Origin of the sequence: Acidisoma silvae (assembly GCF_020618775.1) — a bacterium.
Classification (GTDB): domain Bacteria; phylum Pseudomonadota; class Alphaproteobacteria; order Acetobacterales; family Acetobacteraceae; genus Acidisoma; species Acidisoma silvae.
The window spans coordinates 45061-61559 of the sequence record NZ_JAESVB010000002.1 but is presented as its reverse complement, the minus strand read 5'-3'; the positions used below and the strand labels follow the sequence as shown (position 1 = coordinate 61559).

At 64.3% G+C, this 16499-nt stretch carries 9 protein-coding genes; 7 read left to right on the top strand and 2 right to left on the bottom strand.

The annotated features are described in order from the left end of the window. Positions 1–25 precede the first annotated feature (25 nt). The gene (gene treY, locus ASILVAE211_RS04900) at positions 26–2587 is read right to left on the bottom strand and encodes a malto-oligosyltrehalose synthase (RefSeq protein ID WP_227320187.1); all 2562 of its coding nucleotides are present in this window, start codon (positions 2585–2587) and stop codon (positions 26–28) included. Between the two features lie 361 nt (positions 2588–2948). Between treY and ASILVAE211_RS04895 the strand changes: the two genes are divergently transcribed. The 5 genes from ASILVAE211_RS04895 to ASILVAE211_RS04875 all read left to right on the top strand — a co-directional run bounded on the left by ASILVAE211_RS04895 (position 2949) and on the right by ASILVAE211_RS04875 (position 14664). Next, entirely contained in the window at positions 2949–5462 is a 2514-nt protein-coding gene (locus ASILVAE211_RS04895) for a glycogen/starch/alpha-glucan phosphorylase (protein ID WP_456304485.1), read from the top strand. A gap of 9 nt (positions 5463–5471) precedes the next feature. After that, positions 5472–7709 (top strand): 1,4-alpha-glucan branching protein GlgB, encoded by a 2238-nt coding sequence (gene glgB, locus ASILVAE211_RS04890; RefSeq protein WP_456304484.1) that lies wholly within the window; start codon positions 5472–5474, stop codon positions 7707–7709. Between the two features lie 36 nt (positions 7710–7745). After that, positions 7746–9233: a glycogen synthase GlgA gene (gene glgA, locus ASILVAE211_RS04885; RefSeq protein WP_227320186.1), complete on the top strand. Its 1488-nt coding sequence runs from the start codon at positions 7746–7748 to the stop codon at positions 9231–9233. Beyond that, positions 9230–13507 (top strand): glycogen debranching protein GlgX, encoded by a 4278-nt coding sequence (gene glgX / locus ASILVAE211_RS04880; protein ID WP_227320185.1) that lies wholly within the window; start codon positions 9230–9232, stop codon positions 13505–13507. The genes glgA and glgX overlap by 4 nt, the downstream gene beginning before the upstream one ends. Before the next feature lie 89 nt (positions 13508–13596). Continuing rightward, complete coding sequence (locus ASILVAE211_RS04875; protein WP_406566014.1) at positions 13597–14664, top strand: lipid A deacylase LpxR family protein; 1068 nt, start codon at positions 13597–13599, stop codon at positions 14662–14664. A gap of 16 nt (positions 14665–14680) precedes the next feature. Here ASILVAE211_RS04875 and ASILVAE211_RS04870 read toward each other — a convergent pair whose 3' ends face one another. Then, a complete protein-coding gene (locus ASILVAE211_RS04870; protein WP_227320183.1) occupies positions 14681–15334 on the bottom strand; it encodes a uracil-DNA glycosylase in 654 nt (217 codons plus the stop codon). A gap of 145 nt (positions 15335–15479) precedes the next feature. On the opposite strand from ASILVAE211_RS04870, the gene folK reads away from it, so the two are divergent. Both folK and rpoZ read left to right on the top strand, forming a co-directional pair. After that, complete coding sequence (gene folK / locus ASILVAE211_RS04865; RefSeq protein ID WP_227320182.1) at positions 15480–16028, top strand: 2-amino-4-hydroxy-6-hydroxymethyldihydropteridine diphosphokinase; 549 nt, start codon at positions 15480–15482, stop codon at positions 16026–16028. Between the two features lie 69 nt (positions 16029–16097). Next, on the top strand, positions 16098–16493 hold the full coding sequence (gene rpoZ, locus ASILVAE211_RS04860) for a DNA-directed RNA polymerase subunit omega (RefSeq protein WP_227320181.1): 396 nt from the start codon (positions 16098–16100) through the stop codon (positions 16491–16493). The last annotated feature ends 6 nt before the right edge of the window (positions 16494–16499 follow it).

Below are 16499 nucleotides of genomic sequence, written 5' to 3'. Positions count from 1 at the left end.
CAACTCCTTCCACCATTGCGGCTGTTTAGGCGCTGACCAAGACGATGAGGGGCAAGGCCGGGTCCAGCCCGGCCGCGCCGTCTATCGCGCCCAGTACCGGCTGCCAGCTTTGGCCGTTCGGCGGCGGCGGTAGGTCGCCCGGCCGCTCCGCTGTCACGGCGCCTTGCGGCACTATCACCAGCAGGCTTCCGTCCGCATGGTCGCGGCGGAAACCGAACCAGGGTTGCGGCAGATCCAGGCCGGTATAATCGCCGTGCGCGAAAAGCGTCGGCCGCGCCTGACGCAAGGCGAGCAGCCGATGCGTGACAAACAGCTTGGTGGCGCCCTGCTTGTCGGCCGGCAGGCGCGGCAGGCTGGCGGACTCCAGCGCCCCAGCTCGCGCCGCGTAATCCACCGGCCGGCGATTGTCCGGGTCAACAAGGCTGAAATCCCAGAACTCGGTGCCCTGATACAGGTCAGGCGTGCCGGGCAAGGTCAGTTGCAGCACCGTCATGGCCAGCCCGGTCAGGCGCGCGCGGCCTTCGATCTCACCCACAAGCTGCGTCAGGCCGGTGCGAAATCCGGCGGCCCTGTCGTCTTTCAGCAAGGCAGCAGCGAAGGATTGCACCGCGCTCTCATAGGCCTCGTTGGGATTGTCCCAGAAGGTATGCCGTTTCGCTTCCCGCATCGCCTTGGTCAGATATTCGGCCAGACGGTCCTCGGAAATCGGCCAGGTGCCAACCAGCGTCTGATAGATCAGCCATTCGTCGATCAAATCCGGCGCCTCGCGGCCATTCACGTCCGAACGCAGCACCTTGTTCAAGGCGTGCCAGGCTTCGAACCGCGTGATCCAGCCGGCGGCGTCCTCGGACAAGGCCGCGATACGGGCGCGCGTCTCAGGCCCCCGCTTGGTGTCATGGGTCGCGAGCGGAATCAGATCCCGCGCGCTGGCTTTGGCCCGCGCCGCATAGATCGCATGGACATCGGCCGCATTCCGCCAAGGCTGGGCGATATCGCCGCCGACCTCGTTCACCGCCGTCAATGCGACGCTGCGATAGAACTCGGTATCCTCCAGACCCTTAGCCATGGCCGGTCCGCTGAGCTGCTGAAAGCGCCGCATGAATGCCTCGCCGGGCGAACCCGGCTCCGTCCCGCTCAGCAACCGGACCAGCGCGCCAGCCGCGTCGAAGGTCCAGGGATTGTCATGCGCCTCGACCCCGGCCAGCGTGGTCTGCCATAGGGTCGCGTCCGCCGGGTCGGATGCCGTATCGGCGCCATAGCCGCGATAGACCGGAAAGCGCACCAGAAGCGCGATCACCGCTTCGCGCAGCGTGCCGAGCCCAAATTCGGCGCTATGCGGCGTGCTGCGGGTGATGCCATGGGCCAGTTGCGTCAGCGTTTCCACCTCGCCCAGAAAACTCGTCCGCAGCATGAAGGATTTGGCGGAAGCCAGCCGCTCCTCACGGTCAGCGGCCAGCAGCCTCTGGCGCACGAGATAGCCGTCCAGCGTCTGAAAACCTTCCGGATTGACGAAGAGGCCCTGGATATCGTTCAGCCGCTCATAGCCCGTCGTGCCGGTGATGGGCCAATCGCGCAGCGCCTCATGCTCGCCCAGTATCTTTTCGACGAAAAGAATGGCGTCCGGCCCGGCTTCCTGGCGCAGCCTGATGCAATAGCCGGTGGGGTCAGCCAGTCCATCGACATGATCGACGCGCAGGCCGTCCACCTGACCGGCCCGCAGCAGGCGCAGCGGCAGGGCATGGATAAGGTCGAAAACCGCCGGGTCTTCCACGCGCACGCCGATCAGCCCGGTAATGTTGAAAAATCGCCGATAGGTCAGGCTGTCGCTTTCCGTCCGCCAATGCGTCAGCCGCCAATGCTGGCGATGCAGCACCGCCGCGATATCCATGCGCGCCAGCGCCGCCTCCACCAGCGCACGATGCGCGGGCGTCAGGGTCGACAGTTCATGACGTGCCTCGGCCACGGCGTCGGTATCGCGCTTGCGCTCGTTCTCAAGCCGCAGGAAGCGCGAGGAAAGACCGGCCAGCGTGCCTTCGTCCAGCGCTGCCGCAATCTGCAAGGCAGCCGCCACCGTTTCAGGCCGCAGCGGCCAGCTATTGTCGAAATAGCGCGCCAGCAGACGGCCTGAGTCCCAATCCGCTGCCAGCGCAATCTCGCCATCCGCGATCGCCGCCGCCTGGGTCTTGCCCAAAGCCGGAATGATGACCTGTCCCCGATCCCAGGCGATGTCGAAAAGATGTCCGGCCGGGCCTTCCGCGCCGAATTCCAGCGCGTCCATCCAGAGCGGGTTGAGGCTGTCGACCGCCAGATGATTGGGCACGATATCGAGGATGATGCCCAGACCGGCCGCTTTTGCGGCGTCGGCCAGCGCCGCAAAGCCGTCCTCGCCGCCCAGTTCGGGGTCGATCCGGCTGGGGTCGATGCCGTCATAGCCGTGGGTCGAACCGGGGCGGGACATCAGAATGGGGGAGGCGTAAATATGGCTTACGCCCAAGGCCTTCAGATAGGGGAGTTGCACCACGGCATCGGCAAAGGTGAAATCCTTGTGGAATTGCAGCCGGTAAGTTGCCGCCAGGGAAACAGCCATGGGTCGCGTCTCGTGCTATTGCGGGTCACAGGGGAAATCGATGCGGAACGGTTTGGGCAGGCGCGTGGCGAGGCGCGATGCTCCCCATCGATTGGCTAGATAGGGACGGTCCCGGGTTCGGCCAGACACAATTTCGCCAAACTTCCTGTTCCGTGAACGAGGGGGCTCGAATAGTCTCTGCCCGGCGTCGGGACCGACGCCAGTTCGTCATGCTGCAACCGCGGAATGCCCCTTTCCTTCGTCCGCGATCCTGCGCAAGTTGTGGCAGGAAGCCCCGTCCATCCTGACTACCCTGGGCCGACGGCAGGCCAGTAACTGACCTGAAACGGCCCCAAGGCCGCAGAATTGAGGAGAGACCCTGGTGACGTTAGACCATGACGCCGCGACCGCCGCTCCCGTGACCGAAGCGCATTACAGCGATGAGAGCCCGGCCGAGATTCAGGCCCGTGAGATCGCGGCCATGCGCGACAGTATCGAGCAGAAGCTCTACTATCAGGTCGGCAAGATCCGCATCGCCGCCAATAATCGGGATTGGTATGTTGCGACCGCCCTGGCGGTGCGTGATCGCGTGGTCGACGGCTGGCACCGCAGCACCGATTCGACCTACACGCACGGTGCCAAGCGCGTCTATTACATGTCGCTGGAATTCCTCATCGGCCGCCTGCTGCGCGACAATCTCGCCAATCTCGGCCTGAATGACGTGGTCAAGGGCGCGCTGGATCAGCTCGGCGTCGATTTCGACGCCATCCGCCAGATCGAGCCTGACGCGGCGCTGGGCAATGGTGGCCTCGGCCGTCTGGCCGCCTGCTATCTGGAAAGCATGTCCAGCCTGGCCATTCCCGCCATCGGCTATGGCATCCGTTACGAGCGCGGCCTGTTTCGCCAGATCGTCAAGAACGGCTTTCAGCAGGAATACCCGGAAGACTGGCTGGAACTGGGCAATCCCTGGCAGTTCGAACGCCCGGAAATCTCCTACAATATCGGCTTCGGCGGCGAAGTCGCCATGGTGTCTGACAGCGATTCCGAAACCCAGCATGTCTGGCATCCGGCCGAACGCGTGGAAGCGGTCGCCTATGACATCCCGATCGTCGGATGGCGCGGGCGGCATGTGAATGCGCTGCGCCTGTGGTCGGCCCGCGCGGTAGACCCTATCCGTCTCGATGCCTTCAACCAGGGTGACCATGTCGGCGCGCTCAGCGAGCGGGCGCGGGCGGAATCGATCTCCCAGGTTCTCTATCCCAGCGACGAGACGCCGGCCGGGCAGGAACTGCGTCTGCGGCAGGAATATTTTTTCGCCGCCGCCAGCCTGCAGGATCTGCTGCGCCGTCATCTGAAATCCTTCAAGACGGTCGAGACGCTGCACGAAAAGGCGGCCATCCAGCTTAACGACACGCATCCTTCCATCGCGGTCATCGAGCTCATGCGCATTCTGGTCGATGATCATAACGTGCCTTGGCAACAGGCTTGGGACATTACGCGCGAGACCTTCTGCTACACCAACCACACGCTGCTGCCGGAAGCGCTGGAAACCTGGCCGGTTCCGCTGATGGAGCGGCTGCTGCCGCGCCATATGCAGATCATCTATCTGCTCAACCTCATGTTCCTGGATGAGGTGAAGCAGCGCTTCCCGGGTGATGTCGCGATGATGACAAGCCTGTCTCTGGTCGATGAAACCCATGGCCGCCGCGTGCGCATGGGCAATGTCGCCTTCCTTGGCTCACACAAGGTCAATGGCGTCTCCGCGCTGCATACCGACCTGATGCGCAAGACGGTGTTTCACGACTTCAATGCGATGTATCCAGACCGCATCAACAACAAGACCAACGGCATCACCTTCCGCCGCTGGCTGTACCAGTCCAACCCGGGCCTGACGCAGCTTGTCGTCGATGCCGTGGGGCCGGAGATCCTGGACGACGAGACGCTCTTCGCCAAGCTGGCGCCCTTCGCCGATGACGCGAGCTTCCAGGAGAAGTTCGCCGCCGTGAAGCAGGACAATAAGGCGGCGCTGGCCAAGCTGGTGCGGGAGCGCGTCGGCGTTCGCCTCAACCCCCATGCGCTGTTCGATGTGCAGATCAAGCGCATCCACGAATATAAGCGCCAGCTGCTCAATATCCTGGAGACGATCGCCCTTTACAACGCGATCCGCGCCCAGCCGATGCGGGATTGGGCGCCGCGCGTGAAGATCTTCGCCGGCAAGGCCGCGCCCAGCTATCACCGCGCCAAGCTCATCATCAAGCTGGCGCATGACGTGGCCCGCGTCATCAACAGCGACCCGACGCTGCGTGACGCGCTGAAGGTCGTCTTCCTGCCGAATTACAATGTCAGCCTGGCGGAAGTCGTCATCCCTGCGGCCGATCTGTCCGAGCAGATTTCGACGGCCGGCATGGAGGCGTCGGGCACCGGCAATATGAAATTCGCCCTCAATGGCGCTTTAACCATCGGCACGCTCGACGGCGCGAATGTCGAGATGCTTGAAAGAGTTGGCAGCGATAATATCTTTATCTTCGGCCTGACGGCAGAAGAGGTGGAAGCCCGCCGCCGCCAGACCATCGATTCTTCTGATTTCATCGCAAAATCGGACGTGTTGCAGGAAGTTCTGACGGCGGTCGAGAACGGCAATTTCAGCCCGGACGACCCCGGCCGCTATCGTGGGCTGATTGAGGCCATTCGCTATCATGACTATTTCATGGTGGCCGCCGATTTCGACGCCTATTACCGGCGCCAGCGTGATGTCGCCGCAACCTGGCGTCGGCCGAGCGATTGGCGTCGCTCGGCCGTGCTGAATACCGCCGGCATGGGCTTCTTCTCGTCCGACCGGTCGATCCGGGAATATGCGTCCGATCTGTGGAACGTGCCGACTTGGCCAAAAAAGTAGAGGGATAAAGTGGCGTCCATAGAACGCGAGAGGGGCGGGTTACGTCGCGTGCGGGATTGGCGGGTCTCCCAGGGGGATTTGTCCGCCATTCTCGGCGCGCGGCATGGCGATCCCTTTGGCGTTCTTGGGCCGCATATGACGGATGCGGGGCTCGCGGTGCGGGCCTTCGTGCCCCATGCCGACAGTCTGGCGGTGATCGGGCTCGACGATCGTCTCTTCGTCAATCTGACCCGCAAACATGCGCATGGCTTTTTCGAGGGGCTGGTGCCGGATCTGATGCCCGGCACGCTTTACAAGCTACGGGCGCAGAATGCCGGCGGCGTGTGGGAATTGTATGATCCCTACGCCTTTCCGCCTGTGCTGGGCGCGCTCGATGACTATCTTTTCGCCGAAGGCACGCATCAGCGCATTTTCGAACGTCTCGGCGCGCATGTTGTGGCGCATGAGGGCGTGCCGGGCGTGCATTTCGCGGTCTGGGCGCCCAATGCGCGGCGTGTCGCCGTGGTGGGAGACTTCAATAGCTGGGACGGTCGCCGCCACCAGATGCGCCTGCGGCGCGGCAGCGGCGTATGGGAAATCTTCGCGCCCGAGATCGGCGAGGGTGCGGCCTATAAATACGAAATCGTCGGGCCGCAGGGAGAATTGCTGCCGCTGAAGGCCGACCCGGTCGGCTTCTCGGCGGAAATGCGGCCCTCCACCGCTTCCGTCATCGCGCGGATCGACAATTTTACCTGGGATGACGCGGCCCATCGGGCGGCGCGCGGTACGGGCGACGCCCGGCGCAAGCCGATGTCGGTCTACGAGGTTCATCTCGGTTCCTGGGCGCGGGGGGAAGGCAATCGCTTCCTCACTTATGACGAACTGGCGGACCGCCTGATCCCCTATGTCCATGACATGGGCTTCACGCATCTGGAACTGATGCCGATCACCGAGCATCCGCTCGACGCCTCCTGGGGCTATCAGCCGGTGGGGATGTTCGCGCCGACCCGCCGCTTCGGTGACCCGGCGGGTTTCGCGCGCTTCGTCAATCGCGCCCATCAATATGGGCTGGGCGTCATTCTGGACTGGGTGCCGGCGCATTTTCCGGTGGACGCGCATGGCCTGGCCAAGTTCGACGGGACGCATCTTTACGATCATGCCGATCCGCGCCGTGGCTTCCACCCGGATTGGAATACCGCGATTTTCAATTTCAGCCGGAACGAGGTGTCGGCGACCCTCGTCTCCAACGCAATCTATTGGCTGGACGTGTTTCATCTCGACGGGCTGCGTGTCGATGCCGTCGCCTCCATGCTCTATCTCGATTATTCGCGCAAAGCCGGCGAGTGGATCGCGAATGAGGACGGATCGAACGACAACCGCGAAGCGGTCGCCTTCCTGCGCCGGGTCAATGAACTTGCCTATGCCAATTTCCCCGGCACGGCGATGATCGCTGAGGAGTCAACGGCCTGGGCCGGTGTTTCCGCGCCGACCTTCGCCGGCGGCCTGGGCTTCGGCTTCAAATGGAACATGGGCTGGATGCACGACACCCTGGACTATATGTCGCAGGAGCCGGTGCATCGGAAATGGCATCATGACCGCATGACTTTCGGCATGGTCTATGCCTATAGCGAGAATTTCATGCTGCCGCTGTCGCATGATGAAGTGGTGCACGGCAAGAAATCCATCCTCGGTCGTATGCCGGGGGATGAATGGCAGCGCTTCGCGAATCTGCGCGCCTATTACGGTTTCATGTGGGCGCAGCCCGGCAAGAAGCTGCTCTTCATGGGGCAGGAATTCGGGCAGAGTGGTGAATGGAATTTCAACCAGTCGCTGGATTGGGGACTGACCGAGTTTCAGACCCATGCCGGGGTGCAGCGCCTGGTGCGCGACCTCAACACCCTCTACCGCAACACGCTGGCACTGCATCGGCGGGACTGCGAGCCTGAGGGCTTCCGCTGGATCGTCTCCGACGACGCTGAACAATCGGTCTTCGCCTGGCTGCGCGACGGAGGCGAGGCGGAGATTCCGCCTGTCGCGGTGGTGGCGCATTTCACGCCGGTGCTGCGGCAAGGCTATCGTATCGGCTTGCCCCATGCCGGGCGCTGGCGCGAAATCCTCAATACCGATGCCGGACTTTACGGTGGCGGCAATAATGGCAATGGCGGCGCGGTGCAGGCCGAACCCATCCCGAGCCATGGCTTCCCGTTTTCGGCCCTCATTACCATTCCTCCTCTGGCGACGGTCTATTTCGAATATGATCCAGAATAACAGGCGCTGTGGCGGCTTCAGCCGGAGGCAGATGCCGTGAGGACGCCTGTTTCTGTTCTATCCGTCGTCTCGGAACTCTATCCGCTCATTAAAACCGGCGGTCTCGCTGACGTTGCGGGGTCATTGCCGCTGTTCCTCAAGCCCGAGGGGATCAAGATCACCTCGCTCATTCCGGGCTATAGGCCCGTGCTGGCCAAACTGCCGGATGCCGAGACCATCCATCATTTCGACGATCTCTTCGGCGGTCCGGCGCGGCTGCGGCGCGCCGAGGTCGGCGGCCTCGATATCCTCTTCATCGACGCGCCCCATCTCTATGACCGTCCCGGCACGCCTTACACGAATGAGGAGAAGGAGGATTGGCCGGACAATCCCATCCGCTTCGCCGCCCTCAGCGCTGTCGGGGCCGCCATCGGTCTTGGCGAAGTGGCCGCCTTCAAACCCGAAATCGTCCACGCTCATGACTGGCAGGCTGGGCTGACGCCGGCCTATCTGCATTACCGTGCGGCGGGGCGTGTGCGCCCGCCCGCCATCATGACCGTGCATAACCTCGCCTTCCAGGGCCAGTATGCGCCGGAACTTCTCAGCACGCTCGGGCTGCCGCCGGAAGCCATGGGTGTCGACGGGATCGAGTATTACGGCGGCATCGGCTTTCTGAAGGCCGGGCTGCAATTCGCCGACCGCATCACCACCGTTTCCCCCAAATATGCCGAGGAAATTTCGACCCTTCAGGGTGGCATGGGACTTGGCGGGCTGGTGCGCGACCGCATCGGCGATGTGCTGGGCATTCTCAACGGCATCGATGAGAATGTCTGGGATCCGTCCACCGATAATCTGATCGCCGCCAAATTCGATCGGCTGCATATCAAGCCGCGACGGATCAATAAGGTGGCGCTGCAACGCCGGGTCGGGTTGCGCGAAGACGCCGATGTTCTGCTCTTCGGCCTTGTCAGCCGGCTGACCTGGCAGAAGGGCATCGACATGGTGCTGGACGCGCTGCCGCTGATCCTTGGCACGGGCGCGCAGGTCGCCATCATCGGCCAGGGCGACCGTGCCATGGAACGCGCCGTGCGCGATGCCGTCACCGCCTATCCCGGCCGCATCGGTTGCGTCATCGGCTATGACGAGGAACTCGGTCATCTCATGCAGGCCGGCGCGGATGCTCTGCTGCTGCCTTCGCGCTTCGAGCCTTGCGGCCTCACCCAGCTTTACGCCCTGCGCTACGGCAGCATTCCGGTCGTCGCCCGCGTCGGCGGCCTGTCGGATACCGTCATCGACGCGAATGAGATGGCGCGAGCCGAGGGCATCGGCACCGGTGTGCAGTTTCATCCGCCGACGGTGGAGATGCTGGAAAGTGCCGCGCTGCGGGTCGCGTCTCTTTGGCGCAAGCCGGCACTTTGGCGGCGCATTCAGCGCAACGGTATGCGCACCGATGTCTCCTGGCGGCGCTCGGCGCGGCTCTATGCCGAACTCTATCGGGAATTGGCCGAGGACGGTCCGAATGCGGTTGAGGCGCTGCGCGCATGACGATGCGTCGTGTCACCGCAGGTCTGCCCGAGCCGCTGGGCGTGACGCTGACGGAGAGCGGCATCAATATCGCCGTTTTCTCGGCCCATGCGACGGCCATCGAATTCTGCCTGTTCGATGAGACGGGCGAGACAGAGATCGAGCGGATCCTGCTGCCCGCACGCACATTCAATAGTTTCCACGGCGAAATCGCGGGAATCGGTGCCGGCGCCCGCTACGGCTTGCGCGCCTATGGCCCCTGGGCGCCGCAGGACGGACACCGCTTCAACCCGACGAAGCTGCTGATCGACCCTTACGCGACGCGGCTTGATCGCGCCTTCAAACTGCATCCCGCCATGTTCGACTGGCCGCCGGGCACCGAAATGGGGGCGCCGCCGAACCAGGATGACAGCGCGCCTTTCATGCCGAAGGCGATTATCGAAGCGCCGGAAACCGACGTCGCATTGCCGCCGCTCTCCTGGCAGCGGCAGGTCATCTATGAGATGCATGTGCGCGGTTTTTCCAAGCTGCGTCAGGATATTCCCGAAGTGCTGCGCGGCACTTATGCGGCGCTGGCGGAAGCGCCGCTACTATCCTACCTGACCGATCTCACTATCGGCGCGGTCGAATTTCTGCCCAGTTCCGCCTGGCTAGAGGAGCGGCATCTGCCGCCGCTGGGCCTGACCAATTACTGGGGCTATAATCCCGTCACCTATATGGCGCCGGATCCGCGTCTCGCCCCCGGCGGTTTTCCGGAAATCCGTGCGACCACGGATGCGCTGCGCGCGCGGGGCATCGCCAGCCTGCTGGATGTCGTCTTCAACCATACGGGCGAAGGCGATGTGATGGGCCCCACGGTCTCCTTCCGAGGGCTCGATCATCGCAGCTATTACCGCTTCGTCCCCGGCCAGTCCGGCGTGCTGGTGAATGATACGGGCTGCGGCAATACGCTGGCCGTCGACCATCCCATGGTTCTGCGCATGGTCATGGACAGCCTGCGGCTCTGGGTGCGGCGCGCCGGCCTGTCCGGCTATCGCTTTGACCTGGCATCGACGCTGGCCCGCAATCCGGCGGGTTATGACCCCCGCGCGCCCTTTTTGCAGGCAGTAGCGCAAGACCCGGCCTTGCGCGGCATCGCCATGATCGCGGAACCCTGGGACATCGGCTATGGCGGCTATCAGGTCGGCCAGTTCCCTGCCCCCTGGGGGGAGTGGAACGACAAATATCGCGACACCATGCGCCGCTTCTGGCGCGGTGACAGCTGGATGCTGGGCGAAGCTGTGACGCGCTTCGCCGGCTCGTCGGACCTTTATGGCCAGACCACCCATGCGCCGTCGCGCAGCATCAATTTCATCACCGCACATGACGGTTTTACCCTCGCCGATCTCGTCTCCTATGCGGGCAAGCATAATGATGCCAATGGCGAGCAGAACCGCGACGGGACGAGCGAAAACCAGTCCTGGAACCATGGCGTTGAAGGACCAACCGAGGATGAGGGCGTGCGCCTCGCGCGCCGCGCCGATATCCGCGCGCTACTGGCGACGCTGCTGCTGTCGCGCGGCACGCCCATGCTGGCGGCCGGTGACGAACTCGGCCGCACGCAGCAGGGCAATAATAATGCCTATGCGCAGGACACAACCATTTCCTGGGTCGAATGGCAGGACGCCGACCCCGCACTCGCCCGTTTCACGGCGAAGCTGATCGCCGCGCGGCGGTCCTGTCCGGCGCTGACCCATCTCGCCCATCTGACCGGCGAGCCGGCGGATGACACGCTGCGTCCCGATGTCGTCTGGCGGCGCGCGGACGGGCAGGGGATGCAGGGTGAGGATTGGCAGAATGGCGAAACCCGCACGCTGATCGCTGATCTGTATCGGCCGGAGGTCGCGGGCGGCGGCAAGGGCGGCAGCCGCGCGCTGGTGCTGCTTCATGCCGGCTGGTCCGGCTTTGCATTGACCCTGCCGGAGAACCGGCCCGGCTACGCTTGGCGCCGCGTCATCGATTCCGCGCAGCCGGAGGCCGAGGCGGTCCTTGCGGAAACAAGCCTGCCGGTCGAGGCGCGGACAGCGCTGCTGCTGATCGAGGAGCCGTCGCTGACAGTGGCCCATATCGTGCCGGCGGAAAGCCTCATGCTGGCCGAGCGCGATCCCGCCGGACGCCTCGCGACACTGGCTACCGCCGCTGGCCTCGCGCCCGATTGGTGGGATATCGCGGGCAATCTTCATCATGTGCCGGATGACAGCCGCCGCGCGCTGCTGCGGGCCATGAAACTGCCGGCGGACAGCGTGGCCGATATCGCCGAAAGCCTCTATCGCCTCTCGAATCTAAAGGATTTCGCGGCCCTGCCGCCGAGCCTGGTGGTGCGGGAAGGGCAGAGCATCGCGCTGACGCTGGGTCCGGCTTTGGCTGGCCTGCCGCGCGCCATCGCCCTGGTGCTGATCCGCGAGGATGGCAGCCAGGCGCGGTTCGTGGTGCCGCCGGATGATGCCGGCCGCGCGCAGGTCACGGCGGCGGATGGTCGCGTCGGGCATGTGCGTCACATCACTCTGCCGCCACAGCCCATCGGCCGTCACCGGCTGGTCTGTGCCGATAGGGCCGAACACGGCGAGACGAAGCTGATCGTGGCGCCGCAGCGCTGCTATCTGCCGCCCGACCTGTCAAACGGTGGCCGGCGTTTCGGCCTCGCCACGCATCTCTACAGCCTGCGCCGTGACGGCGATCAGGGCATGGGTGACTTTTCAACCCTGGCCGAGATCGGCCGGCAGACGGCCGCAGTGGGTGGCGCCATCATCGGCCTCAACCCCTTGCATGCGCTGTTCCCGGAACATCGCGGCCTCGTCAGCCCCTATTCGCCATCCGACCGGCGCTTTCTGGAGCCGCTTTATATCGACGTGGCGCAACTGCCCTTCATCACCGAACTGCCGGCGGTGCAGGCGGCTTTGGCTGCGGAGGCTGGCGCTTTCGCGGCGCTGCGCGAAACCCGTGCGGTAGACTACGCCGGCGTTTGGGCCGCGAAGGATCGCGTGTTGCGCGTGGCTTTTGCGGCTTTGAGCAAGCTGCCAAAAACCCACCCGGCCGTCGAAGCTTTCGCGGCCTTCCGCGCAAAGGGCAGCCGCAGCCTCGATCGTTTCGCGACCTTCCAGGCGATCAGCGCGGCCTATCCCACCCTGTCGTGGAAAGACTGGCCGGCAGCCTTGCACGATCCCGCCGGTGCCGCCGTCTTGGCCTTCGCGGCGGACCACGCAGACAGCATCGGCTTTTTCGCTTTCCTGCAATGGCTGGCCGATCACCAGCTTGCGGCTGCCGATGTCAGCGGTCGCGCGGCCGGTCTCTCGCTTGGCTTTTACCGTGACCTTGCCGTCGGCACCGCGCCGGTCGGCGCGGAAGCCTGGTCCGAGCAGGATTTCCTCATGACCGGCGTCTCGGTCGGCGCGCCGCCTGATCCCTTTTCCATCGAGGGCCAGAACTGGAACCTGCCACCGCCCAACCCCTGGGCGATGCGCGCTCAGGGTTACGAGGGGTTCGGCGAATTGCTGCGGGCGAATATGCGCCACGCTGGTGCGCTGCGCATCGACCATGTGCTGGGCCTCAACCGGCTGTTTCTCATCCCCGAAGGCGGCCGCGCGGCCGATGGCGCCTATCTGGCCTATCCCCGACAGGACATGCTGGGCATTACGGCGCTGGAAAGCCAGGCCGCACGCTGCTTGGTGGTGGGCGAGGATCTGGGCACCGTGCCGGACGGCGTGCGCGAAGCGATGGCGGATTCCGGTCTGCTCGCCTATCGCGTCTTCTGGTTCGAGCGCGAGGGCGCGGGCTTCAAGCCGCCTTCCGCCTATCCGCCGATGGCGGCGGCCTGCGTTTCCACCCATGACCTGCCGACGCTCGCCGGCTGGTGGGAGGGCGCGGATATCATCGAGCGGCAGCGCTTGCATCTGTCGGATGACGCGGCAACCGCGCAGGCGCTGTCCCAGCGCGATGCCGAGAAGCACACCGCCCTAGCGGCGCTCGCCGGGCAGGGCCTGCTGGACGACGTGGAAGCGATTGATCGTGTCGCGCCCATGTCCGATGCGGTGGCGGCGGCCTTCCACGCCTATATCGGCCGCACCGCTTCCGTGCTCGATCTTGTGCAGGCCGATGACCTGGGTCGGGAGACCGAGGCTTTGAATTTGCCGGGTACCGATCAGGAACGTCCCAATTGGCGACGGAAAGTCATGCTGCCGGCGGCAGAGCTTTGGGATAATGCGCTCGGGGTAATGATCAAGACCAGCATCGAAGGCCGGTCAGGCACATTCGCGTGACGGAACTTCTGTAAGCTTGTTGTTGCTATCACGCCAAGGAAAGACGAGGGTGGAAAACTTCATAGTTTTCCTCTTTGGCAAAGTGGACGATGACGCAATCAAAAAGCGGGATAACCCGTGGTCAGGCGAGGCGCCTGTTCAGCGCTATCCGCGTCGCAGGCCTGGTCGCACTAGGCTTGACCAGCCTTGATGCAGGTGCTGCGAGGGCGGCATCCTTGCCGCCCGCCGACAATGGCAGCATCTATACCATCCGCGTCGAAAACGACGCGACGGGCGCGACCGACGAGAATTACACCAGCGGTCTGCAAATCGGCTGGACGGGGCCGACCGGCGACCTGCCGGGCTTTCTGGCCAATGGTGGTCACGCTATTCTGGGCGCGGGCAATCAGCGCGTCAGCATCGATCTCAGCCAGCAGATGTACACGCCCTCCGATACCCAGCTTAATCCGCCGGACCCGAATGATCGTCCCTATGCGGCGACGCTGCTGCTGACCGGGCAGCTTATCCAGGATACCGCGACCAGCCGCACGCGTATTGGCGTGCAGGCGGGCGTGCTGGGGCCGGATGCCGGTGGCGAGATTGTGCAGAACGGCTTTCACACCATCATCGGCGACGACAAGAATCAAGGCTGGGACTATCAGCTCGACAATCGGCCCGAACTGAACTTTTTTGCCGACCGCACCTGGCGGGTGCCGCTTTTCGCCCTTGCCGCCTTGCCTGCCCTGAACGCCGCGCCAATCGGTGTCGATATTCTGCCGGATGTCACGGGTTTCATCGGCACCGAGCAGATCTATGCCCAGGCCGGCGGCATCCTGCGTATCGGCCAAGGGCTGGAGGATGATTTCGGTGCCGGCCGTATCATGCCGGGTATCGACGGTAGTGACGCCTATCTGCCGGATTCCGGTCTCGCCTGGTATCTGTTCGGTGGGGTGGACGGGCAGGCGGTCGCCTATAACACGCTGCTGGAAGGCAATGCCTTTGCCGATGGCCCCAGCGTCACCAAAAAGCCCTTCGTGGCGGAATTCGAAGTCGGCGTCGCCATGATCTGGCATGGCGTGCGTCTCAGCCTCAGCCAGACCTGGCAGACGCATGAATTCACCAGCCAGCAGGGCGGCCTGTTCGATTTCGGGTCGGTCGCGGTCTCGGCGCGGTTCTGACGGGATTCTGGCCGGATCAGGCGGCTGCCGCGCGTGCGATGGCGGCCCGCACCACGTCATGGAACATCGGCTCCGTCAGCCGGCCGGTATTCGTGTTGTAGCGGGACACATGATAGCTGTTCGCGAGAATCAGCCCGTCCGGCAGTTCATGCAGCGCGCCATGGCGGAAGCGGACATGGCTTTGCCGGATGCCACAGGCCTTCAGCACCGCCGTATGGGCCAGCACGCCAAGCGCAATCGCCACCCGCAGCTGCGGCATGCGCTGTAATTCGTAGGTCAGAAAGCGGTTGCAGGTCGTGGTCTCGGCCGGTGTCGGCAGATTGGCCGGCGGCACGCAGCGCACGGCATTGACGACGCGGCAGCCGGTGAGCCGCAGTCCGTCATCCGGTCGCGCATCGAAAACCCCCTCCGCCAGACCGAATTTCGTCAGCGTGGTGTAAAGGAGGATGCCGGCATGGTCGCCGGTGAAGGGGCGGCCGGTGCGATTGGCGCCGCGCACGCCGGGCGCCATGCCGATGACGGCGATGGGCGCGTCGATCGGCCCCCAGCTCGGCACCGGACCGTTGAACCAGTCGGGATGGGCGGCGCGGTTGGCCTCGCGATACTCCACCAGCCTTGGGCAGAGCGGGCAGTCATGCGGCGGTTCGGTCCATTCGGTGGCTTGCTGCATCCGGCCTCTCCCAGCTCACGCCACAACCTGGACGTGTATCTTCTTATCTCTTGTGGCATAGCGCGGCCCGGCCGCAAACGCATCATCGGGTCTATTGCTTGATATCGTCTTGCATGCGGCAGCCCCGTGCGGCAGGAGCACGCCCATGATCCTGATCGCATTCGGCGCCAACCTGCCCGGACCGGACGGCTGTGCCGCGCATGAAACCTGCCGGCGGGCCATCATGGCCGCGGGCGACCTACCGGGTCTGCGGCTGGAGGCTGTGTCCCGCTTCTACGCGACGGCGCCCATTCCGGTCTCCGATCAGCCGCCCTATATCAACGGCGTCATGCGCCTGTCTGGCGCGGCCGATCCGGCCCGGTTGCTGGCCGATGTCCTGGCGGTCGAGTCGCGCTTCGGCCGCACTCGCAGCGTGCCCAACGCGCCCCGCAGCCTGGACCTGGACCTGATCGCGATGGGCGATCTGGTCCGCCAGCCGCCAGTGCCGGACCCCATTCTGCCGCATCCCCGCATGCAAGACCGCGCCTTTGTGCTTGTCCCGCTGATCGATGTCGCCCCCGCTTGGCGCCATCCGGTGCTGGGCCGGACAGCGGCGGACCTGCTGGCGGATCTGCCCGATCAGGCCATTGAATTGGCCGAAATCCAGCCCTTTCGAGCAGGGCTGGATGCCAGCCATGCCACGGGTCGGACCTAGAATCCTTGCGCCTGCCGGGCTGACGGGTTACTGAGCGGGTTCACTCATCTTTCCACGGAGATTGAGCGGATGGCGCGTGTCACCGTTGAAGATTGCATTGTGCAGGTTCCGAACCGCTTTGAGCTGGTTCTGCTGGCCTCGCAGCGGGCGCGGAATATCGCGCGCGGCGAGGAGCTGACTCTGGACCGCGACAATGACAAAAACCCTGTCGTCGCGCTGCGCGAAATCGCGGACGAGAATGTCGATCTGGACCGCCTGGAAGGCGATCTGGTCCGCACCTTGTCCCGCGCGCCGGAGCCTGAGCCCGCCGATGAGGAGGTCATGGATCTTATCCCGACCGACCAGAATATTTTCGGCTTGCAGGACGTGTCCGCCGAGGAAGAGAGTGCCAGCATGGCAAATGATTCTTCTCTCGACCTGGAAGCGGCGATCGAGGCTGAACTCGGCGGTCGCGGTCGGCGATAAGAAGCG

Excerpts from the sequence above, each read along its gene's own strand:
- treY (WP_227320187.1), bottom strand. The coding sequence starts at position 2,587 with ATGGCTGTTTCCCTGGCGGCAACTTACCGGCTGCAATTCCACAAGGAT.
- glgX (WP_227320185.1), top strand. The coding sequence starts at position 9,230 with ATGACGATGCGTCGTGTCACCGCAGGTCTGCCCGAGCCGCTGGGCGTG.
- ASILVAE211_RS04875 (WP_406566014.1), top strand. The coding sequence starts at position 13,597 with ATGACGCAATCAAAAAGCGGGATAACCCGTGGTCAGGCGAGGCGCCTG.
- ASILVAE211_RS04870 (WP_227320183.1), bottom strand. The coding sequence starts at position 15,334 with ATGCAGCAAGCCACCGAATGGACCGAACCGCCGCATGACTGCCCGCTC.
- folK (WP_227320182.1), top strand. The coding sequence starts at position 15,480 with ATGATCCTGATCGCATTCGGCGCCAACCTGCCCGGACCGGACGGCTGT.
- rpoZ (WP_227320181.1), top strand. The coding sequence starts at position 16,098 with ATGGCGCGTGTCACCGTTGAAGATTGCATTGTGCAGGTTCCGAACCGC.